Annotated in this window: 27 protein-coding genes; 17 read left to right on the top strand and 10 right to left on the bottom strand. The window is 36.1% G+C overall.

From position 1 onward, the window contains the following. Positions 1-6: 6 nt before the first annotated feature. The 7 genes from RRB46_RS03440 to rpmH all read right to left on the bottom strand — a co-directional run bounded on the left by RRB46_RS03440 (position 7) and on the right by rpmH (position 4325). Positions 7-1476 carry a Sau3AI family type II restriction endonuclease gene (locus tag RRB46_RS03440; RefSeq protein ID WP_311537493.1) on the bottom strand — a complete coding sequence of 490 codons (1470 nt, stop codon included), beginning with the start codon at positions 1474-1476 and terminating at the stop codon, positions 7-9. A 118-nt stretch (positions 1477-1594) separates the two neighbouring features. Continuing rightward, positions 1595-1783: a hypothetical protein gene (locus RRB46_RS03445; RefSeq protein ID WP_311537494.1), complete on the bottom strand. Its 189-nt coding sequence runs from the start codon at positions 1781-1783 to the stop codon at positions 1595-1597. A 47-nt stretch (positions 1784-1830) separates the two neighbouring features. Beyond that, complete coding sequence (gene jag / locus RRB46_RS03450; RefSeq protein WP_311537495.1) at positions 1831-2853, bottom strand: RNA-binding cell elongation regulator Jag/EloR; 1023 nt, start codon at positions 2851-2853, stop codon at positions 1831-1833. Then, complete coding sequence (locus RRB46_RS03455) at positions 2850-3569, bottom strand: YidC/Oxa1 family membrane protein insertase (protein ID WP_296127592.1); 720 nt, start codon at positions 3567-3569, stop codon at positions 2850-2852. Before RRB46_RS03455 ends, jag begins: the two co-directional genes overlap by 4 nt. 41 nt (positions 3570-3610) lie before the next feature. Continuing rightward, positions 3611-3826 (bottom strand): membrane protein insertion efficiency factor YidD, encoded by a 216-nt coding sequence (yidD, locus tag RRB46_RS03460; protein WP_234025866.1) that lies wholly within the window; start codon positions 3824-3826, stop codon positions 3611-3613. Then, positions 3816-4166 carry a ribonuclease P protein component gene (rnpA, locus tag RRB46_RS03465; RefSeq protein WP_296127595.1) on the bottom strand — a complete coding sequence of 117 codons (351 nt, stop codon included), beginning with the start codon at positions 4164-4166 and terminating at the stop codon, positions 3816-3818. The genes yidD and rnpA overlap by 11 nt, the downstream gene beginning before the upstream one ends. 24 nt (positions 4167-4190) lie before the next feature. Continuing rightward, the gene (gene rpmH / locus RRB46_RS03470; protein WP_037326218.1) at positions 4191-4325 is read right to left on the bottom strand and encodes a 50S ribosomal protein L34; all 135 of its coding nucleotides are present in this window, start codon (positions 4323-4325) and stop codon (positions 4191-4193) included. A 721-nt stretch (positions 4326-5046) separates the two neighbouring features. Here rpmH and dnaA point away from each other — a divergent pair. The 14 genes from dnaA to RRB46_RS03540 all read left to right on the top strand — a co-directional run bounded on the left by dnaA (position 5047) and on the right by RRB46_RS03540 (position 19541). Then, complete coding sequence (dnaA, locus tag RRB46_RS03475) at positions 5047-6426, top strand: chromosomal replication initiator protein DnaA (protein WP_311537496.1); 1380 nt, start codon at positions 5047-5049, stop codon at positions 6424-6426. Positions 6427-6649: 223 nt separating this feature from the next. Next, positions 6650-7762 (top strand): DNA polymerase III subunit beta, encoded by a 1113-nt coding sequence (gene dnaN, locus RRB46_RS03480; RefSeq protein WP_311537497.1) that lies wholly within the window; start codon positions 6650-6652, stop codon positions 7760-7762. A 7-nt stretch (positions 7763-7769) separates the two neighbouring features. Then, the gene (locus RRB46_RS03485) at positions 7770-7976 is read left to right on the top strand and encodes an RNA-binding S4 domain-containing protein (protein WP_311537498.1); all 207 of its coding nucleotides are present in this window, start codon (positions 7770-7772) and stop codon (positions 7974-7976) included. Beyond that, positions 7976-9070, top strand: a complete 1095-nt coding sequence (gene recF, locus RRB46_RS03490; protein ID WP_311537499.1) for a DNA replication/repair protein RecF — start codon at positions 7976-7978, stop codon at positions 9068-9070. Before RRB46_RS03485 ends, recF begins: the two co-directional genes overlap by 1 nt. After that, the gene (gene gyrB, locus RRB46_RS03495) at positions 9057-10958 is read left to right on the top strand and encodes a DNA topoisomerase (ATP-hydrolyzing) subunit B (RefSeq protein ID WP_311537500.1); all 1902 of its coding nucleotides are present in this window, start codon (positions 9057-9059) and stop codon (positions 10956-10958) included. The genes recF and gyrB overlap by 14 nt, the downstream gene beginning before the upstream one ends. Positions 10959-10966: 8 nt before the next feature. Then, on the top strand, positions 10967-13405 hold the full coding sequence (gene gyrA, locus RRB46_RS03500) for a DNA gyrase subunit A (protein ID WP_311537501.1): 2439 nt from the start codon (positions 10967-10969) through the stop codon (positions 13403-13405). 1 nt (position 13406) lies between these two features. After that, positions 13407-13712, top strand: a complete 306-nt coding sequence (locus RRB46_RS03505; protein WP_297687868.1) for an STAS domain-containing protein — start codon at positions 13407-13409, stop codon at positions 13710-13712. 2 nt (positions 13713-13714) lie between these two features. Next, complete coding sequence (locus RRB46_RS03510) at positions 13715-14056, top strand: anti-sigma regulatory factor (protein ID WP_311537502.1); 342 nt, start codon at positions 13715-13717, stop codon at positions 14054-14056. Continuing rightward, positions 14049-14816 carry a SigB/SigF/SigG family RNA polymerase sigma factor gene (locus tag RRB46_RS03515; protein WP_311537503.1) on the top strand — a complete coding sequence of 256 codons (768 nt, stop codon included), beginning with the start codon at positions 14049-14051 and terminating at the stop codon, positions 14814-14816. The genes RRB46_RS03510 and RRB46_RS03515 overlap by 8 nt, the downstream gene beginning before the upstream one ends. Further along, positions 14813-14977 (top strand): hypothetical protein, encoded by a 165-nt coding sequence (locus tag RRB46_RS03520; protein ID WP_296127617.1) that lies wholly within the window; start codon positions 14813-14815, stop codon positions 14975-14977. Before RRB46_RS03515 ends, RRB46_RS03520 begins: the two co-directional genes overlap by 4 nt. 24 nt (positions 14978-15001) lie before the next feature. Continuing rightward, on the top strand, positions 15002-15304 hold the full coding sequence (locus RRB46_RS03525) for a cupin domain-containing protein (protein WP_311537504.1): 303 nt from the start codon (positions 15002-15004) through the stop codon (positions 15302-15304). Positions 15305-15374: 70 nt separating this feature from the next. Beyond that, positions 15375-16676, top strand: a complete 1302-nt coding sequence (locus RRB46_RS03530) for a DUF438 domain-containing protein (RefSeq protein ID WP_311537505.1) — start codon at positions 15375-15377, stop codon at positions 16674-16676. Between the two features lie 96 nt (positions 16677-16772). Next, positions 16773-17780, top strand: coding sequence for a zinc-ribbon domain-containing protein (locus RRB46_RS03535; RefSeq protein WP_311537506.1), 1008 nt, complete (start codon positions 16773-16775; stop codon positions 17778-17780). Positions 17781-17876: 96 nt separating this feature from the next. Then, positions 17877-19541: a zinc-ribbon domain-containing protein gene (locus tag RRB46_RS03540; protein WP_311537507.1), complete on the top strand. Its 1665-nt coding sequence runs from the start codon at positions 17877-17879 to the stop codon at positions 19539-19541. A 359-nt stretch (positions 19542-19900) separates the two neighbouring features. On the opposite strand, the gene RRB46_RS03545 is transcribed toward RRB46_RS03540, so the two are convergent. Next, entirely contained in the window at positions 19901-20158 is a 258-nt protein-coding gene (locus RRB46_RS03545) for an AbrB/MazE/SpoVT family DNA-binding domain-containing protein (RefSeq protein WP_311537508.1), read from the bottom strand. A 382-nt stretch (positions 20159-20540) separates the two neighbouring features. Between RRB46_RS03545 and RRB46_RS03550 the strand changes: the two genes are divergently transcribed. Continuing rightward, complete coding sequence (locus tag RRB46_RS03550) at positions 20541-22064, top strand: ATP-binding cassette domain-containing protein (RefSeq protein WP_311537509.1); 1524 nt, start codon at positions 20541-20543, stop codon at positions 22062-22064. Between the two features lie 50 nt (positions 22065-22114). Here RRB46_RS03550 and RRB46_RS03555 read toward each other — a convergent pair whose 3' ends face one another. Then, entirely contained in the window at positions 22115-22567 is a 453-nt protein-coding gene (locus tag RRB46_RS03555) for a YhcH/YjgK/YiaL family protein (RefSeq protein ID WP_311537510.1), read from the bottom strand. 184 nt (positions 22568-22751) lie between these two features. Here RRB46_RS03555 and RRB46_RS03560 point away from each other — a divergent pair, with 184 nt between their 5' ends. Then, positions 22752-23261 carry a GNAT family N-acetyltransferase gene (locus RRB46_RS03560; RefSeq protein ID WP_311537511.1) on the top strand — a complete coding sequence of 170 codons (510 nt, stop codon included), beginning with the start codon at positions 22752-22754 and terminating at the stop codon, positions 23259-23261. A gap of 57 nt (positions 23262-23318) precedes the next feature. On the opposite strand, the gene RRB46_RS03565 is transcribed toward RRB46_RS03560, so the two are convergent. Continuing rightward, positions 23319-24269: a hypothetical protein gene (locus RRB46_RS03565; RefSeq protein WP_311537512.1), complete on the bottom strand. Its 951-nt coding sequence runs from the start codon at positions 24267-24269 to the stop codon at positions 23319-23321. Between the two features lie 261 nt (positions 24270-24530). Between RRB46_RS03565 and RRB46_RS03570 the strand changes: the two genes are divergently transcribed. Then, complete coding sequence (locus RRB46_RS03570) at positions 24531-26462, top strand: peptidoglycan amidohydrolase family protein (protein WP_311537513.1); 1932 nt, start codon at positions 24531-24533, stop codon at positions 26460-26462. Positions 26463-26647 lie beyond the last annotated feature (185 nt).

Raw genomic sequence — 26647 nt, forward strand, 5'->3', positions numbered from 1 at the left:
CTCTTTCTATATTAAATCATCAATCTGATTTTTAACATAATCTTTATTAAGCCAAAAACATTGTTTAGTCATCTTATCTCCATTTGGCAAAGTATCCATATCTGAGTCTTTACCCTTACCATACCTTTTACCATCTATTACATATCCTGTATTACTACTATGTAATCTAACATGAAATATTTCTGTTTGACTAGCTTTTGGTATATCATTATCTATTCTATAGTCACCATTATTGGTTTCTTTTACTTCAAAGTTGATACCAGATATAAATTTATCTTGGAACATTCGCCATTCTTTCTTACCTTCATTGTCTAAGTCTGAAATAGGCATAGTCCAGAATTTAGCTCCCATCAAAATATCATCACCATTGCCATCTTCTTTAAAAACAACAAAAATAAATTTTGTTTGAGAAAACAATTCATATACTTCCGATTCTTCCCAGTCTTCATCTATAAATTCTTCTATAACAAAATTAGGAAAAGACATATGCTCTCTTAATACTCCGCTGTTTTTTACTCTAATTGTTTTAATTTGAATATTTGCTTTGACAAACTCTTGGGCATTATCTGTATTTACTCCCAAAAGCCTCATAATAAGTAAGTGATTTCTAGATTTTGTTCCAGATTTAATATTATACTCTTTATATAAATCTTCAACTTTATAGCCTACATAATTATTAATCTTATTTAGCACTAGGCTTTCAAAATCAGAATTTTCTATTTCTTCTTCAGCAAAAGCCCTTTCATATGTTTCGACTTCATTTAATATATAGTGATTTAAAACATATTTCATGTATGATTGTTTTAAAGAAAAAGCTCGACTCTTTGCAGGTATATTGCTATAATATTGACTTCTATAACTAGATTTAGCTGTAGCTCCTTTAGTGCAAGCTCCTAAGTATAATGTATCTCCTTCAGATAATTCATGCGCCTTTCCAGCTTTTATTTTATCTATTATTTTTTTATAATCATCTTTTATAATTTCAAAATCTTCTTTAGTTTTTTCACTAAGCATATGAAATAAATTCACATAACCAATTTTATAATCAGTTCTTAATAGTTCTTTATTTCTATAATAGAAAATAAATAATATCAACTCTAATTTTGAAAGCAAATGTGACTGCATTATATCATTATTTAAAGGCCTATCAAATGGTATCATTGTTATTACAAGTCTTTCACCAGCCTTTATATCGCCTTTTTTGGTATATTCATATGGGGTTACTTTAAGCTCTACACCCGCTTCCGGAAAATCTGGTCTTGAATCACTATTTGGTTGATAAAAAAAATATAATCTTTCTAGTAAATTACCTAATGACCCTTTTCCATAAGGTGATTTATAATAATCAACTAGCATGTTATAATCATATTCATTATTTGAGACACTATAAATAACATCTGAAAAACTATATCCTATTAATTTTTTAGCATAATTTTCTATTGATTTTGGATCTGATTCATCAAATAACTTATTCATAATATTCTCCAATTAGTTTAAAAACTCTCTTATTAATTCTAGCTAAAATAAAACTATAATCTTAACATTAATTATATCAGAATTTAGATTTTTATAAAATCATCTATAGCATTATATCCTACAAACTCTCCAAAATTTCATCACTTAAGAGCCTTACCTCATCATTTTCCATGTAGTAATTATATATTTCTTCTAATTTCTCTTCGCTTGTTTCTGGGCTTTCTAGGCTTATTATGGCTTTTATTAGGTCTTTATAATTATCTTTGGCGTATTTTTCTAGGCTTTCTTTTATTTCTTTGTAAGTCATTTTTATCCTTTCATTAAAAAAGAGCACCCTTTCGAGTACTCTTATCTTTATTCTTCTACATAGTCTACTACTACGTATCTTTGTGGTTCGCGGCCTTCTGAGTGGCTTGTTACGTTTTTGTGTTTGCTGATTTCTTCGTGGGCTAGGCGTCTTTCGTAGGAGTTCATGTAGCGTAAGTTCCATGATTTTTGGCTTTTGGCTACTTTTTCTGCTGTTTCTCTTGCTAGTCTTACGATTTTTTCGTCACGACGCTTTTTGTAGCCGTTGATGTCTACGTTTACTCTTAGGCTGTTGGCTCTTGAGTCGATGGCTTTTCTGATTATGAATTCTATGGCATCTAGGGTGGATCCGCTTTTGCCTATGGCGATGCCTGTGTCATTTTCATCTACTTTTGCTTCTAGCTTGATTAGTTGGCCGTCGAGGTTGCCGATGACGCTTGTGTTTTCAAAGTGCATAGCTTTTAGAATTTCTTCTAAGAGCTCTTTGGCTTTGTAGTAGTTGTCAATGTTTGAACGCTTTTTGTTTAGGGCGTAGTCTCTTGTTTCTACTTCATCTATTGCGTTTTCTAGTTCTTGACCGTCTTCTTTGATATCTTCGATTAGTTGGTCTACACCTTCTTCTGCTTTTTCTTTTACTTCTTCGAATTTATCTTTGACTGTTTCACCTAGGTCTTGAGCTTCTTCTGTGACTTTTTCACCAAAATCTTTGGCTTCTTCTGTGACTTTTTCGCCTAGGTCTTTGGCTTTTTCTGTGATTGTTTCTTTTTCTTCTTCTAGGCCTTCTTCTTTTTGGAAGTAGCTGCTTCTTTCTTTGACGTCGTAGTCTTTGCTGGCTTCTTTGAAGGATTCGACTTCTATTTCGCTTTTTAGGTCGTCTAAAACTTCCTTGATGTCTTCTTCATAGGATACTCTTACTAGGGCATCCTTGCCGCCTATGAGTCCTAAGAAGCCTGCTGATGCTTCTTCTAGGATTTCTATGCTTACTTCGCTTCTCTTTTTGCCTATTTCATCTAGGGCTAGTTTTATAGCTTCGTCGGCTGTTTTTGCTGATTTGATTACTGATTTTTTCATTTTTCTGTTGCCTCATCTTTACTCATAAATAAGTGCATTCCTACCATTATTATTAATCTAAAGACTGATGATAGGGTGTAGTATAGGGGAAGACCTGCTGGGAGTTTCACAAAGAAGAAGTAGTAAGCTAGTGGCATTACTAGCATCATTGTGTTCATTGATCCCATTGCCCCGCCTTGCTGTTGCATTTGTGGGTTTGTCTTCATTGAGAATAAGGTTACACCAAATTGTGATAGGGATGTTAGTAGGGGTAGACCATACCATAGTGGGTCTGGGTTTAGTAGGTTTTCGATCCAAAAGAAGTTGGTTTTTAGGTGGGTTACTCCTTCTGGGAATACGTACTTTGTGGTATTTTGCATTACTCTAAAGAGGGCTATTATTACGAGCAGTTGGATTAGCATTGGTAGACATCCTCCAAGTCCTGGTCCTACGCCTTCTTCTTTGTAGAGTTCTTGCATCTTTTTTTGCAGAACTTGTTGGTCATAGCCGTATTTTTTTTGGATTTCGTCCATTTTTGGCTTGAATCTTCTTGCTTTTTCTGCTTGTTTTTGGCTTGATATGGTTATTGGTATTGTCATAAGACTTACTAGTAGGGTCATTATGATTATTGATAAGGCATAGAAACTTACAGATCCTGGCTCTGTGAAGTTTGCTGAGAGGATATCATAGATGAACCTCATGAGCTTACCAAGTATTATCGCTATAAAATTGAACATATTTTCTCCGTTTTTTATCTGTGGTATTAACTGGCTAGATTTTATTTTACTGGGTCATAGCCGCCCTTTGAAAATGGATTACATCTTAAAATTCTCCACAAAGACATAAAAAAAGCCTTTACTGGCCCGTATTTCCTAAAGGCCTCTAGGGCATAGTTGGAACAAGTAGGGTAGTATTTGCATTTTGAACTGCCTAATTGTGGAGAAATGAATTTTTGATAAAATCTTATCATTTTTATAAAAACTTTATTTAGCATAGTATATCTTTTTTTTCTTAAATGCCTGGTTAAGAGCATGACCTAGAGAGGATTTTAATTTTTGGTAGTCAAATTCTGTGGTATGCTTTTTGGGTATTATTACTATATCTACTCCATTGAGATTTTTGTAATGTAACCTTATTATCTCTCTAAGCTTTCTTTTTAGAGAATTTCTGGTATGCGCCTTGCCAATTTTCTTGCTGATTGTGAAACCAAATCTTGGAGTCTTTGTTCCGTTATCTTTGACTAGAACTGTGAAATCTCTATTATAACATGCAAAGTTTTTTTTGTAGACTTTCTGGAAGTCTTTGTCTTTCCTTAAGCTTAGTCTTTTTTCCATTAAGAGCTTCTTTACTTATAAAGATTAAGCTGAAAGTCTTTTTCTGTTTTTCTTTCTTCTAGCTTTAAGTACTCTTCTTCCGCCTGGAGAAGACATTCTTTTTCTAAAACCGTGATCTTTAGATCTTTTTCTTCTATTTGGTTGATAGGTTCTTTTCATCTTTACACCTCCTATAATTTTTGACTCTTACTATTATATTGAAAATAAGCATATATGTCAAGGTTTTTATTATTTTTTTATAAGTATTTTCCAAAAGAAAAGAGCCTTTATAAATTTTTCCTAATATTTGCATAAGTATTAGGGGAAAAATTAAAAATTATTCTTTTTCCCTGGGATTTTTGGTATAAATATTAATTGTGGATAAGATTCTTGATAATATTTTATCCACATATTTTCAAGATAAAATTTGGACTGAATATTTTTTTACTTGACTGATTATTTTGACTTTTAAATCCTAAAATCAAGGGAAATTTGATTTTTCTTATACAAAATTTAAATAAATACACAGACTTATCCACATATCAACAATGATTTTGGGGCTTTGCTTTTTATGACTTGGGACTTATCCATATTTTTATCTACTTCTTGTGGATAAGTTGAATTAATGGCTTGTTTATGGTATAATTGCTTGTGTAAAAGTAAGGGTAAAACTTAGTTTTGAACATTAATTTTAGATTATTTTGTGGATAAGATTGATTTTTTACATATAAAATTTTTTGCTTATCCTAATTTTGCTTTAAATATCAAGATTATTTTTATCAACAAGGGACTTATCCACAACTTATCCCTATTTTGGGGATAAGCTGTCTATTTTTTTATATAAGAGCTAAATTTAAAGACTTTTATCTATGTGGATAAGCCGTAAGAAAGGAAGGTTTATATGCGAAGTTTAGAATTCATTACCAATGAATTAAAAAATGAAATGAAAATGCATGTTACCGATTCACAGCAATTTAATACATGGATTAACATACTAAAGCCCCTAAATTTGCATGAAGGCACCCTTTATCTAGAAATTCCTAAGAAGGACACCCTCTTTATTTTTGATGGCATATGGCTTCCAAAGTTACAAGAGGCCCTTTATGCTATTGAAGATAAGATTGGAGCTAGTCTTGAGGTTAGGGTTGTGGCCAAGGATGGGGATGATTATGATAAGATCCTTACCCTAGGCAAGGAATATGATGGGGATGGGCAGATGAGAATTGATAAGGTTAAATCCTACCCTAGACCTCAGCTTGAGGAGGCCAATGTCTTTGAAAATTTTGTCCAAGGCAAATCCAACCAATACGCCCTATCTATTAGCCAGGCTGTCGCTGACACTATTTCTAGGAGGGAGCAGTCAAAAGTCTACAATCCCCTCTTTATCTACGGGGATAGCGGTCTTGGCAAGACCCACTTAATCCAGGCTATTGCCCACCAGGTACTAGAAGCTAGGGATGATGTCTATGTCATGTATCTATCTAGTGAAAAGTTTACAAATGAGATGATAGCAGCCCTTAGGACTAATAAGAACCAAGAATTTAGGTCCAGGTACAGGTCAGTTGATATCCTTCTTATAGATGATATCCAATTTATCGCCAATAAGGAGGCGACCCAGGAGGAATTTTTCCATACCTTTAACGACCTCTACAATGCAGGCAAGCAAATAGTTATAACCTCAGATAAGCCACCAAGAGAGATCAAACACCTAGAAGATAGGCTAGTTTCAAGGTTTAACTACGGTATTATAGCAGATATCTCAAGGCCTGATTATGAAACAAGGGTGGCAATCCTTCAGAAAAAGCTTGAGGATTTGGGAGCAATTATTGATAATTCAATCCTTTCCTATATAGCCCATGAGATTGACACAAATATCAGAGACCTGGAAGGAGCTCTTTCTACAGCCATTGCCTATGCCAAAAGCGACGGCAGGATAGAGGTATCTATGGAAGATGCCATAAAGGGTGTGGGAACTAGGGTTAAAAATACCAAGAAAAAGCTATCTATTGGCGATATCCAGCAGGCTGTAGCAAGTAAGTACAATATAAAGCTTTCCGACCTTAAGGGCAAAAGCCGCAAGAAGGAAATAGTCAATCCTAGGCAGATAGCCATGTTTATAGCTAGAGAACTTCTTGATGATAGCCTAGTAACTATTGCAAATGCCTTTGATAGGGACCATACAACTGTCATCCACGGCATAGATAAAATTAGCCTGATGATGGAAGAAGATAACGACATAAAAAACGAGATCGAATCTCTAATAAAAGAAATAAAAGAGTGATTTGTGTATAATCTTGTGGATAAGTCTGTTGATAAGTTAAATTTTACAAATCTTCAAAAATCTCTTGGGGAAAGTGTGGAAAACTAGCCATTTATTCATAGAGATATCAAGGAGATATTCACATCAATGAAGCTTGAAATACTAATATCAATAAAAGATATCCACATTTATACACTCCCTACTACTAATACTACTAAGTTTAAATAATAGTTAAGGAGCAACCATGAAATTTGAAATCAAACAAAAAGATCTACTAGGAGCAATCAATATTGCCAATAGGGCCGTATCCAAGTCAACCAATATACAAATCCATGAATTAATATACTTTAGCGCTGATAAGGATGGACTCTCATTGACTTCTTTCGATGGAGAAATCTCAATCAAAACTTATGCCAAAGCCAATATTATAGAAGAAGGAGTGATGGCTGTAAAGGCAGACCTCATTAGTAATATAATAAGAAAGCTTCCAGATGAGCTTGTAAAGATTGAGCTTGAAAATAGCAAGATTAATATCAAGTGCAAGAGATCAAACTTTAACCTCATATCCTTTGAATATTTTGAGAAGGAAGAAATCAAAAAGCCAGATTCTATGCCTATAAAAATAGATAATGACAAGCTAAAAAGATCTATAAATCAAACAGAATTTGCTACAAGCCTTGATGAAACAAAGCTTGCCCTAACAGGAATTCTCTTTGAATTAAAGGAAGGGTCCCTAAATATGGTAGCCCTTGACGGCTATAGGGTAGCCCTTAAGAAGCTTGCCCTAGATTATCCAGCAGATTTTGAAAATACTGAATACATTATTCCAAAGAGATCACTTTTAGAATGGTCAAGGATAGTTTCAGATGATAGCAAAACTAGTCTTTATAAAAATGACAACGACTTGATGTTTGTATCAGAATCCACTACTATGTTATGCAAGGTAATAGATAAAAATTATATCGACTACAGAAATATAATAAATGATATATCAGAAACATCCATAGTCCTAGAAAAAAGAGAGTTAACATCTGCCCTAGACAGGGCCCAAGTCCTTTCAGACCCAGGCAGGGCCAACCTTATCAGGGTCAATATCGATGAGGGCATGATGACAATCATGTCAAATTCTGAAATCGGTGATGTAAAAGAAGTTATAGAAGTAGATCAAGAGGGCGAGGGCCTTGATATAGCCTTCAATGCCAAATACATGCAGGATGGGGTCAAGGCTTGTGATAGTGAAAAAATCAAGCTAAATTTCAAATCAAGCCTAAACCCATGTCTAATCTACCCAACAGATTCAAGTCATGAGGGTGAAGACTATACCTACCTAGTCCTACCAGTTAGACTTGCTAAGTGAGGCCCTTATGGAAATAATTGAATTTGAAAGTAAGGAAATAAAGCTAAAGGACCTCCTAAAGGTCCTAAACCTAGTGCCAACAGGAGGCATTGCCAAGGCCATAATCAAAGAAGAAGGCATCATCCTAAACGATGAGCCTTGCTTTGTAGCTGGCAAGAAAGTCCACCCAGGCGACTTTGTAATCTTTGATGATTACAAGATTATAATCAAATAATGTGGATACAAGATATAAAATTATACAATTTTAGGAATTATTTCTATGAAAATGTAAGTTTCAATGATAATATAAATATCTTTATAGGGGACAATGCCCAGGGCAAGACAAATCTTCTTGAATCTTGTTATTACCTAGCCAATGCCACTTCCTTTAAGAAGCTAAGGGATAAGGATTTAATTCAGTTTGGCCAGGAAAGGATGGAGCTTGCTGGCACCATTAGAAAGGGCCGCTCCTTTAAACAAGTAAGGATAGAAGTAGATTCTTCTGATAAGAATATTTTCGTAAATGAAGTAAAATATACAAGGAACAAGGATTTAAGATCATTATTCAAGCTAGTCTTATTCACTCCAGAAGACCTCCTTATTATAAAGGAAGGACCAAATCTTAGGAGGGACCTCTTAGATGAAATCATAACAAGCATTGATTTTTCCTATAAGCAGGTCAAAAAAGACTATGATAAGCTTCTTTATTCTAGAAATAAATTGCTAAAAAATAGATCTTCCTCATTTTTCAAAGAGCAGCTAGATGCTTTTGACCAGTCCTTGGTAAGAGAAGCCTACAAAATTTATAAGAGAAGAAATAAATTTATAGGCTATGTAGAAAAATATGCCAATGACTTCCAAAATGCCCTAACTAAGGGGGCTGAAAAGCTAGAGATAGAATATATACCGGATATAAAGGCAAGTAGTCTTGAAGAATATCAGGAGAAGTTTTTAGCAAGTAGGGATGAGGATTTAAGATACCAAACAACGAAGTCTGGCATCCACAGAGATGATATAATTATCAAAATAAATGGCAAAAACACCAGGCTCTTCGCCTCTCAAGGCCAGCAGAGATCAGCAATTATCAATATAAAGCTAGCCGAGGTAAGGCTTTTAAGGGAGATAAGCGGGGATAGGGCTGTAATTTTACTTGATGATGTATTTTCAGAGTTAGATGAATCTAGGTCGAAATTCTTATTAGAAAACCTAGCTGACTACCAAACTATAATCACAGCCACCAACACCAAGAGTCTAGAAGAAGTGCCAGCTGATAAGATATCATATATCAAGGATGGCAGAATTAGAAAGGATAAGTATGACAGAAAATAATTATGATGCTGGTAATATCAGGGTCTTAGAGGGACTAGAACCCGTTCGTCTAAGACCTGGTATGTATATAGGATCAACCAGCCAGAGGGGACTTCACCACCTAGTCTACGAAGTAGTAGATAACTCGGTAGATGAGGCCCTAGCCGGACGTTGTGACTACATAAAAGTTACCATAGACAAGGACAATGTTGTAAGTGTAGAAGATGACGGATCAGGAATCCCAGTCAAAGAACACCCAACAACCCACAAATCAACCCTAGAGACCGTTCTTACAGTCCTCCACGCTGGTGGTAAGTTTGACGACTCAGCCTACAAGGTATCAGGAGGTCTTCACGGTGTAGGTGTTTCAGTAGTAAACGCCCTTTCTGAATACCTAATAGCAGAAGTAAAAAGAGATGGCCACATCTATAGGATGGAATTTGCCAGAGGCCAGGTCACAAAAGATATAGAAGTAATAGGCGACACTGACGAAACTGGTACAAAAATCACCTTCAAGGCAGATGGAACAATCTTTGATACAACAATCTATGACAGGACAATCCTAGAAAATAGGTTTAGGGAAATGGCCTTCTTAAATAAGGGAGTAGAAATTATCTTTGAAGACCAAAGAGAAGATTTCCTAACAAGCTTCAAATTTGAAGGAGGAATATCAGAATTTGTAGCCTATTTAAATAGGAATAAAGACCCAATAATGGAGATGATTCCACACTTTGATGGTTACCAAGAAGATGTCGAAGTTGAATTTGCCTTCCAATATACAGATGCTTATAGCGAAAACATCCTATCCTATGCCAACAACATCCAAACCCCAGAGGGCGGAAGCCACTTGGCAGGACTTAGGTCATCACTTACAAGAACTGTAAATGATTACGCAAGAAAATATAATTTCCTAAAAGATAACGAAGATAACCTCCAAGGTGAGGACATAAGAGAGGGAATTACAGCAGTAATTTCTGTAAAAATATCTGAACCTCAATTTGAAGGTCAAACCAAATCCAAGCTTGGAAACTCAGAGGTAAGGGGTGCTGTAGATACCTTTATTACAGAACACTTACAAGCCTTCCTTGAAGAAAATCCAAAGCCAGCCAAGGCCATATTAGACAAGGCCCTTGCCAGCAGACGTGCCAGAGAAGCAGCTAGAAAGGCAAGAGATTTAACCCGTAAGAGGTCAATCCTAGATTCTGCTACCCTTCCAGGCAAGCTTGCCGACTGCCAATCAACAGACATTGGCGAAAACGAAATCTTTATAGTCGAGGGTAATTCTGCGGGAGGTTCTGCCAAAGGTGGTAGAGATAATAGAATCCAAGCCATCCTTCCTCTAAGAGGAAAGATAATGAATGTAGAAAAGGCCCACCTAGACAGGGTCCTAAACTCAGAAGAGATCAAAAACATGATCACAGCCTTCGGTACAGGCATAGGCAAGGAATTTGACCTAGAAAAACTTCGCTACGGCAAGATCATAATCATGACCGATGCGGACGTCGACGGTGCCCACATCAGAACCTTGCTTTTAACCTTCTTCTACAGATATATGAAGGATTTAATCGACGAAGGCCACGTATATGTAGCCCTCCCACCCTTATACAGGATAAGCGTAGGCAAGAAGGAAAGATACGTTTATTCAGATGATGAGAGAGATAAGGTAATCAAAGAGTTTGGAGTAGACAACTACAAGATCAACAGATACAAGGGTCTTGGTGAAATGAATGCCGAACAATTATGGGAAACAACCATGGATCCAGACAGGCGTGTCCTCCTAAGGGTAGTAGAAGATATGGAATCAACCACAACCGATGACACCTTCGCCCTCCTCATGGGAGAAAAGGTAGAACCTAGACGTAACTTCATCCAAGAAAACGCCAAGTACGTTAAAGATATAGACGTATAGGAGGCAAAATGACAGAAAATCAAAATATAATGAATATAGACCTTGAAACCAAGATGAAAACATCTTATCTTGAGTACTCAATGTCTGTAATAGTATCAAGAGCCCTACCAGATGTGCGTGATGGCCTTAAGCCAGTTCATAGGAGAATCCTCTATGACATGCAGCTACTGGGCCTTGATCCAAATAAACCAACCAGAAAATCAGCCAGGGTAGTCGGAGATGTAATGGGTAAATTTCACCCTCACGGCGACTCTGCAATCTATTATGCCCTAGTAAGGCTAGCCCAAGACTTCTCAACCAGATATCCACTTGCCCAAGGCCAAGGTAACTTCGGTTCCATAGACGGGGATGCGGCAGCAGCCATGCGTTATACAGAAGTCAGAATGAGCAAGATAGCCAAGGAAATGCTAAGGGATATAAACAAGGATACAGTTGACTTCGTGCCAAACTTCGATGAAGAAGAGCTAGAGCCATCAGTCCTTCCATCAAGATTTCCAAACCTACTAGTAAATGGGTCAAATGGTATAGCAGTAGGAATGGCCACAAACATGGCCCCACACAACCTAGGCGAAGCAATCGATGCTTGTGTAGCCTACATGAAAGACCCAGAAATATCCATAGATGACCTGATAAAAATAATCCCAGGTCCAGACTTCCCAACAGGTGCCCTAATCCTAGGAAAATCCGGCATAAAAGATGCCTACCACACAGGCAGGGGCAAGATTAAGCAAAGGGCAGTAGCAAGAATCGAGCCCTTCAAGAAAAATAGGGAAAGAATCATAATCTCAGAAATCCCTTACCAGGTAAATAAGGCAAGACTAATCGAAAAAATCGCCGACCTAGTAAAGGAAAAGAGGGTAGATGGTATATCTGACATCAGAGATGAATCAGACAGAAAAGGAATGAGGATAGTAGTTGAAATCAAGAGAGATTCCAATGCCAACATCGTCCTAAACAACCTCTACAAATACACCCAACTAGAAAATACTTTCGGTATCATAAACCTAGCCCTAGTTGGAGGCGAGCCAAAGATTCTAAATCTAAAAGAATTAATCGAATATTACGTAGACCACCAAAAGGAAGTAGTAACCAGAAGGACTACATTTGACCTATCAAAGGCCAGGGACCGTAAGCACATAGTAGAAGGTCTTATCATAGCCATTGACCACATAGATGAGATCATCAAGATAATCAGATCATCCTATGACAATGACCAAATCAAGAAAATCTTCTACGACAAATACAAGCTAACAGATATCCAATCCCAAGCCATCTTAGACATGCAACTAAAACGCCTATCAGGACTAGAAATTGAAAAGCTAAATGCAGAAAATGATGAGCTAGCAAGAACAATTGAATACCTACTTTCAATCCTAAACTCTGAAGAAACCCTAATCAACCTAATCATCGATGAAATGACTGAAATCAAAGAAAAATACGCCGATGATAGAAGGACAAAAATAGTCCCAGATGAGGGAGAGATGGACATAACAGAACTAATTGAAGAAGAAGATATCCTAATAACCCTAACCAAGGAAGGATATATCAAAAGACTTCCTATAGATACCTACAAGGTACAAAATAGGGGAGGCAAGGGAATTGCAGCAGGCAATACCAAAGAGGGCGATTTCATCAAAAAGATAATCACAACCAACACCCACGAAGACCTCTTATTCTTCACATCAATGGGCAAGGTTTACTCTCTAGAAGCCTACAAGATTCCAGAAGGCAGCCGCACATCCAGGGGTCAAGCGATAATCAACATCCTAAACCTAGAAAGTGGCGAGAAAATCACCGAAATGGTGACCCTATCTGAATTAAGCAAGGATAGCCAGATGGTTCTTCAAACCAAAAATGGTCAGATAAAGAAAACTGATGCAGAAAACTTTACTAAGATTAGAAGAAATGGCATCATAGCTATCTCCCTCAAGGATGACGATAAGTTAATATCAGTTAGACAAATCGAAAAGGATGAAGAGCTAATTATTTCCACAAAAAACGGTATGACCATCCAATTTAACACCAAAGATGTTAGAAGCATGGGAAGAGCGGCAGCAGGAGTTAGAGCAATCAAGCTTGATAAGGGTGATGAAGTAGTATCAATGAATATCAAGGGCGATGAAACTTATCTTCTAGTTGTGACAGAAAATGGTTACGGCAAGAAGACCTCCTTCACCAATTTCAAAAACCAAAATAGGGGAGGAAAGGGTGTCAGATGCCACAAGATAACCGAAAAGACAGGTCAATTAGTAGACAGCTTGGCAGTAGATTTAGATACAGATATAATGATGGTATCACTAACAGGCGATATGATTAGACTAAGTGTAAGAGATATATCTACAACAGGTAGAAATACCGTAGGTGTAAAACTTAAAAATCTAGCCAATGATAAGGATAAGATTGTTTCAGTAACCAAATATGACAACACACTAGAAGAAGAGGAATAAAATGTTTCAAAGCTTTATTATTGACAAAGACGACCACTTATTAGTAAAAGTTGAAGGTGACCTAGACGTCTATTCTGAAGAAAAATTCAGGGACTTCATCGAAGAAAACCTAAGAGACATAGACAAGGACCTAAGCATAGATTTAGAGAATTTGGACTACCTAGACTCAACAGGCCTTGGCCAATTTATGAAAATATACAAGCTTGTAAATGAAAAGGGCTATAAAACCACAATAAAAAACCCAAAAGAAAATATCTACAAGCTCTTTAAGATAACAGACCTAACAGAAGTCTTCAATATGGAGTAGACATGGAAAAAATAAGCATAAAACTACCACAAAATAGCCTCTACCTCAAGGCCTTAAGGCTCTTTGTGGCAGGCCTTGGCTCAGACCTTGACTTTGATATAGAACAAATCGAAGACCTCAAAGTCCTAGTAAGCGAGGCCATAAACTACAAAATAACAGAAGAAGATGTAAAAATAGACTTCCTAGTAGAAAAAGATGCCCTATCCATAGAAGTAAGGGGCAAGGATAAGACAGCTGATCCAAAGGCAATATCAATGAGAGATGCCATTCTAAAGGCCCTAGCAGATGACCTTGAAACAGGAGAAGATTTCCTAAAAATAAGTATGAGGAAGACTTATGACTAAGGAAAGCCAAGAACGTAAGGATGAAATCAACCAGAAATTTGAAGAATTTGCCAAAACTAGGGACAAGAAGCTAAGAGATGAGCTCATCGAAGAGCACATGTATATAGTCGATATCCTATCAAACAAATACGTAGGCAAGGGCATAGAAAAAGACGACCTCTACCAGGTGGCAAGCCTTGGCCTAATCAATGCAGTAGATAGGTTTGACCCATCAAAGGGCTATGCCTTTTCATCCTTTGCCACCCCAACAATCATGGGCGAGCTAAAGAGATATTTTAGGGACAAGGGCTGGGTAATAAGAGTGCCAAGACGCATCCAAAATCTCTACAAAAAGATAAATACAGCCAAGAAGACTCTGACCCAAGAGCTTCAAAGGGTTCCAACAACCAAGGACATAGCCGACTATCTGGGAGAAGATGAAGAGACAATCCTAGAAACCATGGAAGCAAGCAAGGTCTACACTCCTCAATCCTTGGACATGAAATACCAGGTCCAAAAGGGAGAAAATGCCATAGACTTAGCAGATATAGTCGGCGAAGAAGACAAAAACTTCGACTCAATCGAGCTAAAAGATATGATAGACAAGTCAAAAGAAAGGCTCACCGACCTAGAAAAGCAAATCCTAGAACTCAGATACTACGAAGGCAGAACTCAGGTAGACATAGCAGAAAGCCTGGATATAAGCCAGATGACCGTATCAAGACTAGAGAAGAAAATCCTCAAGAAATTCTCCATAGAATTTGAAAGGATGACAGAATGAAAAAAATCCAAAACCCAACAAGGGTAGGACTTGCCTTTTTAGTCCTAGCCTTAGTAATAAACCAAAACCCCAATATCCCAGACCTAGCAAAGGGCCTAGCCTATGGACTTGCAATCGGGACACTCCTAATGGGATTAAAGAAAAAATCAGCAGCTTGTTAAGAGCTGCTTTTTTTAAGGAGAAATATGAAAATCTACAACATCTACGAAAATATAAACTTCGATAAAGATAAAGAAATAGAAGAAATAATCTTTGAAAATGATAAAATAAAAATCCTAAGAACTAGCTCCCTTGACCAAGTTACAGACTATTATGATCAGGAAGAGCTTGAAATAGTAAAAATAGTAGAAGGATCTGCTATTCTTGAAATCGAAGGAGAAGAAATTAAGCTCAAAAAGGGCGACATCCTCCCAATCCTTCCCCACCAAATCCACAAAGTTACCTACCAAGACCATGTAGTCTGGCTTTGTATTTTTGTAAAAAATTAAAAAATGTAACAAATGTTACTGATAATCATTATCTATGGTGATATAATTATGGTAAGATTAGGAGGATTTTATGATAATTGATATAAATATGCCAGTGGCAGATCTAATAAAAGATAATGACAAACTAAAAAACGACCTAATAGACCTAGGTTTCAATGCCTTGGCCAATCCGCTAATGGTAAGTACAGTAGGCAAGAAGATGAGCCTAAAGCGTGGGGCCTCAATGATGAAGATAGAAAATCTTGAAGATAAGCTAAGGGGGCTTGGCTATGAGGTGATTGATTCATCCCAAGACCCAGAAGTCATAGAAAGGAAAAAACTCATCAAGTCCTTTATAGAAAGACTTACAGCTGGCGAAGATCTTGAAAGTGTGAGGGCTGATTTTAGGGCAAACTTTGAGGGAGTTTCATCAGCGGAGATAATGGATGCAGAAGAAGAGCTCTTGGCATCTGGCATGGACAAGGCTGAGGTCAGAAAGCTTTGCGATGTTCACTCAAGTCTTTTCCATGGGATGACTGAAAATGAAAATGAAAAAACATCCTATGATGACATTCCATTTATTTCCTACTTTGCTAGAGAAAATCAAAAGATAAAAGAAATATTAGAAAACCATGATGGAGATTTTGAAAAGCTAAGAGGAATTTTAGCCAAGCATTACAAGAAAAAGGGAGACCTCATCTACCCAATCCTAAAGGCTAAATATAATAAGCCGGGCCCTTCTGATGTCATGTGGGCTGTGGATATTGAGATTGTAAATAATATCAAAAAGGCTTTGAAATTACAAAATGAAGACCTATTAGAAAAATCTATCGAAAGGGCTAAGGAGATGACCTACAAGGAGGAAAATATCCTCTATCCTCTTATGAAAGATACCCTAACAAGCCAAGATTTAGCTATCCTTTACGAAGACCTAGCAGATTATGACCACGACCTAGTAGCCTATAATCAAGAAGAAACAGCGAGCAAGGCCTTAGCAGATGATAATTATATACATTTTGCCAAGGGTAAGATGAGGATTGACCAGCTAGAAGCCATGCTAGATACCATGGAAATTGAAATAACCTTTGTTGATGAAAATGATATAAATTCTTATTACAATAATCACGAGGGGGCAAAATTATTCAAAAGGCCAAAGTCATCCCTAGGTAGAGAAGTCTATTCTTGCCACCCTCCTCAAGTTGAGCCTATAGTTAGGGGCCTTATCAAGGACTTTAAGGAAGGCAAAAGAGATTCCTTCAAGCTTGTAAAAAATATTGGAGGTAAGGATATAGCAATTGGATATTTTGCAGTCAGAGATAAGAAAGGGGCCTATAAGGGGGTCCTAGAAACAGTTCAAGACCTAAGCTTTTATACAGATAATCTAAACAAATGAAGAAATTTTAGGCAAATCTTAAAAAAATCCCTGATAAACTAATAATTTTAGTCAACTTGTGATATAATAATATGAGAAGATAGTAAAGGAGATTTTATGATTTGTAAAAATTGTGGCCATGAAAATGAAGATGGCAAGAAAATCTGTGAAAATTGCGGACAAGAATTAGAAAAATCTGACCAAAGAGATAGAAGAAGACAAAGAAGAAGCCAAAAGGCTGATGATGAGAAAATAGTCATCAGAAAAAGAGAAAATAGGAAAGAAAAGGACATGGACCTAATAACAGTAGGTATGATATTCGGTGGAATATTGATATTTGCTGTGGCAGCCATAATTTTCTCCTACTTTGCCAACCTCGGTTCAAAGAAAGAGGAGACTCCTCAAAAACAAGTAGAAGAGCAAGTAAAGGATAACGAAGCCCTCTACAAACAAGCCCTAGAAAAAGCTGATGAAACTATAAAAGATGGGGATTACTTAAGTGCGCTTAAGATTTTAAATGCCATACCAGAAGCTAGTGGTGACTTTTATAAAAAGGCTCAAAAGCAGGTAAAAGATATAGAAAAAGACGTAGAAGCTAAGATAAATGAGCTAATAGAAGCAAATGATGAGGCTAAGGCCAAAGAACTTGCTGATGAATACCTAAAGGCCAATGCTGATGCTAAAAATATAAAGGAAATCAGCTCTAAATTAAAAGATACTGAAGAAAATAAAGATACAGAAGACCAAAAAGAAGAAGAAACAAGCGAGAAAAAAGAAGAGACTCCAAAGGAAGAAGAAAAAGAAACTGAGGAAGAATCTAATAAGTCAAGTAAAAACTACGACAAGGAATACCTAAGAAGAACAAATTCTTACGGCCAAAATGGCAACCCAGCCTATACAGAAGTCTACAGCGAAAGCGACTTCTTAAACAAAACCATCAAGATCGATGCCAACATGGGTGAGATAAGGACAGAACCAAGCCTAAACTCAGGAGTAGCAGGCTATGTTAACCGCAACGAAACCTACAAGGTAGGCGAAGTCTACAACGATGGCGGCAGATATTGGCTAAATATAGGCAAGGGTTGGATATCATCCAAACTTGTCACAGGAGAATTTAGAGACTAATCATACAAAGGCCCGGCCCTAAGCTGGGTCTTTTCTAGTAAAAAAAATCAAGATGTGATATAATTATCCTAATCCAGTAGAGAAAAGGAGTTCTCAATGATTTGTAAAAACTGCGGATATGAAAACGAAAAAGACGCCAAGTTTTGTGAAAACTGCGGATCAAAATTAGAAGAAATAAAGCCGCAAGTCAAAGAAGAAAAATTAACAGATGCAAAAACTTGCCCCAAATGTGGCTATGAAAATGATATAGACGCTAAATTCTGCGAGGCTTGCGGATTGAAATTAGAAGAAGGCGAAAAAATCGAAGAAGTTAAAGATGACCGCATTCCTTGCCCAAGCTGTGCTTATAGGAATGATAAAGATGCCAAATTCTGTGAAGCTTGTGGAAAGAAATTAGGAAAAGACCAAGAAGACCTAGGCCAAACAAGGATTATAGATAAAGAAAAAATAGAAGAGATAATAGAAAAAAATGAGGAGAAAAGGGAAGAGCCAAGCCTCCCAGAGACTTCCAAAATAGAAGAAAATAAAGAATCTCCAATAGAAGAGGATAAGACTTCTACACCAATAATTCTAGAAGATAAAAATCCACAAGCAGAGAAAGAAGAAAAGCCTCTTGATTTTCAAAAGCAAAAGCTAGATCAAGCCAAAAAAGAAGAGCCTTCAGACCTTAAAAAAGAAAATCCAAGAGAAAATAAAGATACAGATCTAGGTCAAATCAAAAAAGAAAGCCCAAAAAATCTTACTGATTTTGGTAAAAAAGAAATAGAAAAAACTAGGCAAGAAATCCCTAAAAGTCCAAAAATAGAAGAAAACCAGGAAAGGGAAAAAACTGACCTAAGCAAGGCATCCTTCATAGTAATCAAAAAAAGAAGCCAAACCGAAAGGCTAGGTCAAGACTTCCAAAAAGACCTGGACAGAGAGCTTGATAAAAATAGGAGGGCCAAAAGACACGATAAAAGTGGAGAAGATTTCTCAAATACCCAAGAAAAGGAAAAGAAAAATACCCTAGTCTACGCCCTTATAGCGGGCTTTTGCCTAATAGTCCTAACAGTGGTAGTGGCTGTAGGATATTTTGGAGCCAAAAAAGATAAAAAAGCAGCCACAGATCAAAACGGTAGTGCATCCTATCAAGAAATCTACGACCAGGCCATAGATGCCTACTACAGCGAAGACTACAACGAGGCTGCAGAGAAATTCAAATCAATCCCAGAAGAAGAGGTAGACCTCCATACCAAGGCCCAGAAAAACCTAGCAGACATAGAAAAAAAATTGGTAAGCGACCTAAATTCCTATATGGAAGATGAAGATTATATAACAGCTCAAAGCCTAGCTGAAACTTACCTAAAAATCATCCCAAATTCACAAAAAATAAAAGACATATACAAAAAAGCCAAGGCTGGAAATAATGGCGAAAAGTTCGCGAAAAATAGGGAAAATCATCCGGAAGATTTAGAGGCAAGCACCGACTACGACCTAGATGATATGAGAAAAAATAATTCCTACGGCGAAAATGGCAATCCAAAATACACAGAAATCTATAAGCCAGAAGACTTCCTAAACAAGTCTTTTAAAATCGACACAGGAAACGGTCAAGCAAGGACAGCTCCAGACATGAACTCAGAAAAATACGGAGATGTCTACAGGGGAGAAGTTTACCACGTCTACGACGTAGTAAGCGATGGCGAGAGATATTGGCTAAATATAGGCGATGACGCCTGGATCTCATCAAAACTAATAACAGGAGAATACAGAGATAAGTAAAATCTCAAGAAAAGACCCGAGCACGTGCTTGGGTCTTAGTTTGATATATAAGGTGATTTTTGAGAATGCAAAAAGATATTTTCAGATATCACCATAAAATTTATCCAAAATATCATGATGTCCGATATCTAATAGAAATATCAATTCATTATTTTCGTAAAACCAAATAATCCTGATATCCATATTTATAGAAGATTCCCAGATACCATCTGTACCTTGAATTTTCTTGGTTCTTAAAGATGGATGGGTGGGATTTTCTACAAAAAACTTTATTTTCTTTTTAGTTTGTTTCTTTTCAGTATCAGATAGTCTTTTATAATTCTTTTTAAAAGCCTACGAATAGGTTATATTATAGGTCATTACTTATCTAAGTCTTCAAAGAGTGAGTCTATAGAATCAAAAACAGGAGTTTCTCCATTTTTTATAGAGTCTTTGATTTCTTTTACCTGGGCTTTTAATTTTTTTATGACGTGTTCTGGGTAGACTGCAACTGGAACTAGGACAATTTTCCCATCATCTTCAATCACTTCAAATTGATCTCCTTGATTTAATTCCATAGAATTTACAATATCTTTTGGGATAGTTACTTGTGATTTAGCTTTTAGTTCTACTAACATAATAAAACCTCCTAGGTTAGAAATTCTTACTTTCTAACTAAATTATAATTATTTTTAAGCTAAAAGTCAAGTAGTGAATAAGGGGGAGTATTTTTATTTTAGTAGGTAAATACTTATACTTTGAATTTCTTACAAAACCAGTATAGTAACTTCATAAACAAATAAGGAGAAATATATAGATGATTTTATAAGCAATATGGAAATAGATACTGATTTTGCTAAGGCTTTGCCTTGGCGTGTTTTGGTATGCCATATTGTGGATAAGATTATTCTTTTTAGGATAGGTCTGTTCACTTGGGACGGACTTTTTTTGTGAAAATTTATTTAAATTATAAGAAAATAAGATATTATTCATAAGTGGCATATCATCCGAGGAGGATATATGTTACAGATTAAAAACTTAGATATTAACTTGATTAAAGACGATAGAAAATTGTTTGAAAATTTTGATCTTGCTCTAAATCCTGGAGATAAGGTCGGACTTATCGGTGAAGAGGGCAATGGCAAGTCGATTCTTCTTAAGGCTCTTGTGGATAAGGTAGAGGTTTCGAAATATTGCCAAATTAGGGGAGAAATCCACAAGAAGGATGAAATCATTGGATATTTTCCCCAAAGCCTGGATGAAAAATACCTAGATATGGAAGTTTCTTCTTATATGGGAAGGATTCTTGATCCAAATCTCTTAGATTATAATAAATTTTATCGCTACCTAGATAAATTTGAACTTGGGGAAGATTTGATTTTTGGAAATATGAAGCTAAGAGATCTTTCAGGTGGTGAGAGGGTTAAAATTATCCTTTTGTTTGAAATTTTAAAGGATCCGACCCTATTTTTATTTGATGAACCTAGCAATGATCTTGATTATGATTCCCTTAACTTTCTTTCTAAAATTATGAAAAAGATGGAAATTCCCCTAATATTTGTATCCCATGATCCAGCCCTCTTAAGGGATGTAGCAAATAGGATTGTCCATTTGGAGCAGGTCCACAGGAGGCAGGCCCCAAGGCATACTATCTTTAATGGGCCCTATGACATTTATATAGGGGATAGGGAAAACCAGCTGAGGATTCAAGGCATGAGGGCCAAGAAGGAAAGGGAGGAATTTGACAAAAAGGCTGCCAGGTATAGGAAGGTCTATGATTCTGTAAATCATGCTATAAATGCCACAAAAAATGATATAGAAGGCAAAAATCTTAAGGATAAGATGGCAAGTGTCAAGGCTCTTGGCAAGAGGCTTAATAAGGAAAGGGAAAAAATTACCTTAAGACCTGATGTGGAAGATGCGATTGGGATATTTTTTGATGATAAGATAGAAATTCCTAAATCAAAGGAGCTTTTGGATTTTAGATTGGATGAGCTTAGGGTGGGAGATAAGAAATTATCTGAAAATATAGAAGTAAAAATGATAGGACCTGAGAAAATCTGCCTGGTTGGCAAGAATGGTGCAGGCAAAACTAGTCTTTTAAAAGAGATTTACCGAGAGCTTAGGAATTCTAAGCTTAAAGTTGCCTATATGCCACAGGATTATTCCACTTACTTGAAAGATACAGAAACTGCCATAAGTTTTCTTGCTAGGACTGGATCTAAGGATGAAAAAACTAGGGTGGCAAACTTGCTTGGAAGCCTTAATTTCACCAGACAGGAGATGGAAAGAAGTCTAAAGAGCCTATCAGGCGGCCAAAAGGCCAAGGTATTTTTTGCTAAGATGAATATGGATAAGGCAGAGGTATTGCTTTTAGATGAGCCGACCAGAAACTTATCCCCAACTTCCCAGCCAGAGATCATAGAAAGTCTTAAATCTTACAAAGGAGCTATAATTGCTGTATCTCACGATAGGAACTTCATAAGGGAGGTCTTTGATAGGGTATATGAGTTAGATTCTAAGGGCCTTAGGCAAATAAATTAATAAAAAGGTGGTAAACTTAGAAATTTTTTCTAAATCTTACCACCTTTTTATTAGGCCTTGATTTTAAATACGATTTTTTTAACTTGGCTACTATCTTCTAGGGCACAAGCTGGTTTGTGGAATTCGCCAGGGAAGAAGATAGCGAAGTCTCCCTCATTAAGGATGAGTTTTGAGAAGTTTTTTATATCATTTGTCAAAAAGAAATCCCCATCCTTATCCATTTCATAAGCCTTACCATAAGAATCTTCTGTGGCAAAGTCTATTCTTTCAGAAGAAGTCACTATGTATTGAAGGTCTATATAGTCTTTATGGACTTCAAATTCCTTTTCGCAAGCCTTAAGGGGCTCATAGGTCTGAAGAGAAGCAAAAAGATTATTATTTATATCAATTCTTCGTGTTTTAAAATCATTTTTGTCAAAATTTTCCAAGAAATTTATTATATTCTTTATCTGATTGTGGACTTGTTCATATTTTCCTAAGTTTTTTATATTATCAACTATCATAAATCCCCCTTTTTAGTCAATATACGCTGCAAAGAGATAGAAACAAGGTCCAAGGAATGTGAAAATACTTTCTAAAATAGGTCAATTTTATAGGTTTGAAAAAGCTTTTATTAAACATCGACCTATGAGGTATTATATTACTATATAGAATTTGGAGAGGATTTTTATGGAGGAGTATAGATTTATGACGGATAGGTTAATTATTCGTGACATGACTTTAGAAGATTTAGACCAAGTTGCAAAGATTTGGGGAAATATTGATGTTGGAAAATACCTATCTGATCCATATTATAAGGATGGAGATGAGTTGAGAGATTGTTTTGAAAACGGCGTGCTTGATGATAGCCCTTATTGGGATGATGATTTTTATTTTATTTTGCTAGATAAAATAAATAATCAAATAATCGGCACTGCTTGCACCTGGAAAATGGATGGATATCTTTGGGGGATTGGTTATACTTTTAAAAAAGAATTTTGGGGCAAGGGCCTTGGGACAGACTTGATTTCTGCTTTGGAAAAATTTATTAAATCTAGAGGTGGTAAATTTATATCAGCAGAAGTGGCTAAAGAAAATATTGGCTCTTTAAAGGCTTGCTATAAAAATGGTTTCAAAAATTATAAGAATATGACTTTTAAAAAATCTGGGACTGATATTATTTACCATGCTTTAGAACTTAGAAAGAAGATTAGTTAGATCTTAAACAAAGATGCAAAAAGACGAGGATTTCCTCGTCTTTAGCTTTGTAAGTTTTTAGTTTTTGCCAGTATAGAGTGTAGATGCGCCTGGATATAATTTGCCTAGTTCATCAAAGACTAGTCCTATGTCTCCAAAGCCTGTTTCTTCTAGGCGTTTTTGGGCCCTGGTGTAGGCTAGGTCTATGTCCTTGTTTGGTATATCTTTAACTATAGCCTTATCAAATTCGTAATGGTTTACCATTGCATCTTTGATGGCATCGTAGTCTTTTTGGCTTGAACCAAATTTGAGTAGGTTTTCGTAATCTGCTGGATCTGCAGCACCTTCTGATTTTGAACCAGACTCTTCATCATCTTGGCTTGGAGATTCATTTTCATTTCCTGAAAGAATTTCATAGGCCATTTTTACATAGTCATCATAGTAGGCTAGTGGGTCTTTTTCGTAGGCTTCATGGAAGGCTTCTTCTACTTCTTGGTCGGTGTAGGACCATACTTCGTTGTAGTTTTCTCCTTTTTCTACCATGAGGTTTCTTTCGTATTCAAATTTATTGCCTATGGTGTCATCTTGGCTGGCCTGCCAATTATATTTGCTTTCTACTGAATCTAGTGGGAATTTTAGGGAGGTATCTGGGTTTTCCTTGGCTAGTTCTTGGAAGAAGAAGTCTTTTACATCCCAATAACCTGTTTCCTTGCTTATTTCCTCTGCCTTTTCATAGAGGTCTATAAGGTCATCATCATCTAATTTTCTAACAAAAGATGGGTCAAACTCCCCGATGTCTCTTAGCATCATCTTTAGGTTTTCGCCGTTTATTTCAAATTTCGCTTCTTCTGTTTTTTCGTCAGCTTTTTCCTTTTTTTCTGCTGCTTTTTCCTTTTCTAGGTCGACCTTGCTATCTAGGGCCTTGGCAATGGTTTCTTCAGAGACCTTTGAAGAAGTAGGATTTGCTCCATTACAGCCTGTCACTAAAATACTTAGGGCAAGGGCTAGGACTATAGTTTTATTTTTCATGCTTATCCTCTCTTTATTTTAAATTTTGATAAAAGTGATAGATATTTCTTATACAATCATACCATTTTTAAAGCTTTTTTAAAAGATATGGCCTAGCTTATTTTAGCAGGCATATGTATTTTAGCAAAAAAAATTACAAATCTTAACAAATTTGTAACCTTTTTGTTGCATTTTTTCTGGCTTTGTATTATAATAGGAATAGAATTTGAGTAAAAGACTATATTTTTGTAAATTATTTGTAATAAAAGTGAGGTAAAGACAATGAAAAAAATTAATAAAACTGTCCTACTCGCCTCATCATTTCTTATTTCGCAAGCTTTCTTGTTATCTAATAAAACTTACGCAAGCGAAGATTTTAAAAATGATTATAAGCTAGACTTAAAAGAGAGTATCGACAGTTCAGATAATAGTGAACTTATCACAAGTGAAAATTTCACAGATCTTCAAACAAATCCAGAAGAAAAGGCAGAACTTGATAAAATTAAGGCCCTAGATCCAATAATCAAAGACCTAGATGCGCCTGCTGTTTCTGACCCTGAAATCTCTCTAGAAAACAAGGAACTAGTAGATGAAAAGCAAGCTCAAGCTCCTTCAGTAGAAGAAAATCAAGAGCAAAATCAAACAGATGATAGCCTTGATCAAGTCCTTGAGGAAAACCCTAAGAAGCTTGCTGATGTAATTTATTATGATAATTCAGACCTAAGCATACCAGAAGCAAATAGTGGCGAAGTTAGCAATGAAGCTACAAATATTATTCACAATAGCCAAACTCAAATAGAAGAAAAGAAATACTACGCACCAAGCACAAGTGGTTATTTTGTTAAAAACAAAGGTGAAATCAAATACTTTAGAAATAACAAAATCGTCACAAATGAATCAATTAGGCTTAAAGATAGGATATACAGGGCTAATAGTAAGGGTTCCCTATCAAATCCTAAAAACGCTTGGCTAAATGTAGGCAAAGACATCTATTACAACGGAAGTAATGGAGTGATCGTAAGAGGAATCACCCAAATTAAAGATAAAAAATACTTCTTTAATAACGATGGTATTCTACAAAGAAATCAAAAGCTAGTAACACAAAATACCTATTATGAAGTAAACAAACTTGGTCAAATAAATACAAGTCCAAATAAATGGGTTAATGTAGATGGTGCAGTCTACCGTACTCAAAATGATGGCTCAATAGCAAGAGGCATCATTAAAATTGGGGACAATGACTATATGTTTGACAATGCTGGTAAACTTCAAACAAATAAGAAGTTAATCCTAAATGATAAATTCTACTCAGTAAATGCAACAGGAGTAGTAACAAATCCTAAAAATGAATGGCTAACCCTAGATGGCCTTACCTACAGGACAGACAAAGACGGCAAGCTTTTAAAAAATGCCCAAGAAATAAATAATAATACCTATGTATTTGACCACAAAACCGGAGCTATGGTTATAGGAAAAACTGCCCTAGCCAATGGTAAATTCTTTGAAATTGACAATCGTGGAGTAGCAACAAATCCTAAAGATGCATGGGTAAGTCATGAAGGCAAGACCTTCCATACCAATGCAAATGGTTATCTCCAAGAAGGTGTCTGGGAAATAGAGGGCAAGCTCTATTGCTTTGATGATAATGGTCTAGTTAGAAATTCTAAATACCTACAAAATGGCATAGAATACACTACAGATGATAAGGGCCTTGCAAGAAGAACAGGTTATGAAGTAAAGGGCAATAAAAACATCGACTCAGTAATGGATTGGATGTTCCAAGCCAAAAATAAACGAATGACTTATGATATGGGTGTTGGCAGAAACTCAGAAAAACAAGCAGACTGCTCATCAGCTGTATATAGAGCCCTAATTTACGGAGGATTCCTAAAATCTGATGCCTATATAGGCAACACAGAAACCCTATTTTCAATGGGAGCAAAGGGATCTGTCATGTATGAAATCAAGGAAAGTGAAATCGACTACGGTGATATATTCGTATCAGGTACTCCAGGAAATTCTCTAGGAGCAGGTGGTCATACAGGCTTTGTCCTAAATAAAAAAGAAGATACAATAATCCACATGAACTATTCTGACAATGGGGTAAAGGTAACCCAAAGAAAGGGCAGAATGGGAGATGCTTCAGGTAGACCAGTAAAATATTACAGGCTTGTTGGAGCTAAATCAAGCAGGATCTTTGTAGATAAAAAATAAGATTAAAGACTAGTCCTTAGGGGCTAGTTTTTTTACCCAAAATTTCCCATATCAATCCTTAAATTATAATAGAAATCAAAAATTCTATTGCTTATATTTCCTATTTTTCTAGAAATTTTCAAAAAAAAATAATGAATATTATCCAGATACAAGAATAAAATAATAAGCCTAGGCTTGTCTAAGAT

Source organism: uncultured Anaerococcus sp. (assembly GCF_963512375.1).
Taxonomy (GTDB): Bacteria; Bacillota; Clostridia; order Tissierellales; family Peptoniphilaceae; genus Anaerococcus.

Bases quoted from the DNA above. Each gene is read 5' to 3' on its own strand.
- RRB46_RS03440 (WP_311537493.1), bottom strand. From the start codon at position 1,476: ATGAATAAGTTATTTGATGAATCAGATCCAAAATCAATAGAAAATTAT.
- RRB46_RS03445 (WP_311537494.1), bottom strand. From the start codon at position 1,783: ATGACTTACAAAGAAATAAAAGAAAGCCTAGAAAAATACGCCAAAGAT.
- jag (WP_311537495.1), bottom strand. From the start codon at position 2,853: ATGAAAAAATCAGTAATCAAATCAGCAAAAACAGCCGACGAAGCTATA.
- RRB46_RS03455 (WP_296127592.1), bottom strand. From the start codon at position 3,569: ATGTTCAATTTTATAGCGATAATACTTGGTAAGCTCATGAGGTTCATC.
- yidD (WP_234025866.1), bottom strand. From the start codon at position 3,826: ATGCTAAATAAAGTTTTTATAAAAATGATAAGATTTTATCAAAAATTC.
- rnpA (WP_296127595.1), bottom strand. From the start codon at position 4,166: ATGGAAAAAAGACTAAGCTTAAGGAAAGACAAAGACTTCCAGAAAGTC.
- rpmH (WP_037326218.1), bottom strand. From the start codon at position 4,325: ATGAAAAGAACCTATCAACCAAATAGAAGAAAAAGATCTAAAGATCAC.
- dnaA (WP_311537496.1), top strand. From the start codon at position 5,047: ATGCGAAGTTTAGAATTCATTACCAATGAATTAAAAAATGAAATGAAA.
- dnaN (WP_311537497.1), top strand. From the start codon at position 6,650: ATGAAATTTGAAATCAAACAAAAAGATCTACTAGGAGCAATCAATATT.
- RRB46_RS03485 (WP_311537498.1), top strand. From the start codon at position 7,770: ATGGAAATAATTGAATTTGAAAGTAAGGAAATAAAGCTAAAGGACCTC.
- recF (WP_311537499.1), top strand. From the start codon at position 7,976: ATGTGGATACAAGATATAAAATTATACAATTTTAGGAATTATTTCTAT.
- gyrB (WP_311537500.1), top strand. From the start codon at position 9,057: ATGACAGAAAATAATTATGATGCTGGTAATATCAGGGTCTTAGAGGGA.
- gyrA (WP_311537501.1), top strand. From the start codon at position 10,967: ATGACAGAAAATCAAAATATAATGAATATAGACCTTGAAACCAAGATG.
- RRB46_RS03505 (WP_297687868.1), top strand. From the start codon at position 13,407: ATGTTTCAAAGCTTTATTATTGACAAAGACGACCACTTATTAGTAAAA.
- RRB46_RS03510 (WP_311537502.1), top strand. From the start codon at position 13,715: ATGGAAAAAATAAGCATAAAACTACCACAAAATAGCCTCTACCTCAAG.
- RRB46_RS03515 (WP_311537503.1), top strand. From the start codon at position 14,049: ATGACTAAGGAAAGCCAAGAACGTAAGGATGAAATCAACCAGAAATTT.
- RRB46_RS03520 (WP_296127617.1), top strand. From the start codon at position 14,813: ATGAAAAAAATCCAAAACCCAACAAGGGTAGGACTTGCCTTTTTAGTC.
- RRB46_RS03525 (WP_311537504.1), top strand. From the start codon at position 15,002: ATGAAAATCTACAACATCTACGAAAATATAAACTTCGATAAAGATAAA.
- RRB46_RS03530 (WP_311537505.1), top strand. From the start codon at position 15,375: ATGATAATTGATATAAATATGCCAGTGGCAGATCTAATAAAAGATAAT.
- RRB46_RS03535 (WP_311537506.1), top strand. From the start codon at position 16,773: ATGATTTGTAAAAATTGTGGCCATGAAAATGAAGATGGCAAGAAAATC.
- RRB46_RS03540 (WP_311537507.1), top strand. From the start codon at position 17,877: ATGATTTGTAAAAACTGCGGATATGAAAACGAAAAAGACGCCAAGTTT.
- RRB46_RS03545 (WP_311537508.1), bottom strand. From the start codon at position 20,158: ATGTTAGTAGAACTAAAAGCTAAATCACAAGTAACTATCCCAAAAGAT.
- RRB46_RS03550 (WP_311537509.1), top strand. From the start codon at position 20,541: ATGTTACAGATTAAAAACTTAGATATTAACTTGATTAAAGACGATAGA.
- RRB46_RS03555 (WP_311537510.1), bottom strand. From the start codon at position 22,567: ATGATAGTTGATAATATAAAAAACTTAGGAAAATATGAACAAGTCCAC.
- RRB46_RS03560 (WP_311537511.1), top strand. From the start codon at position 22,752: ATGACGGATAGGTTAATTATTCGTGACATGACTTTAGAAGATTTAGAC.
- RRB46_RS03565 (WP_311537512.1), bottom strand. From the start codon at position 24,269: ATGAAAAATAAAACTATAGTCCTAGCCCTTGCCCTAAGTATTTTAGTG.
- RRB46_RS03570 (WP_311537513.1), top strand. From the start codon at position 24,531: ATGAAAAAAATTAATAAAACTGTCCTACTCGCCTCATCATTTCTTATT.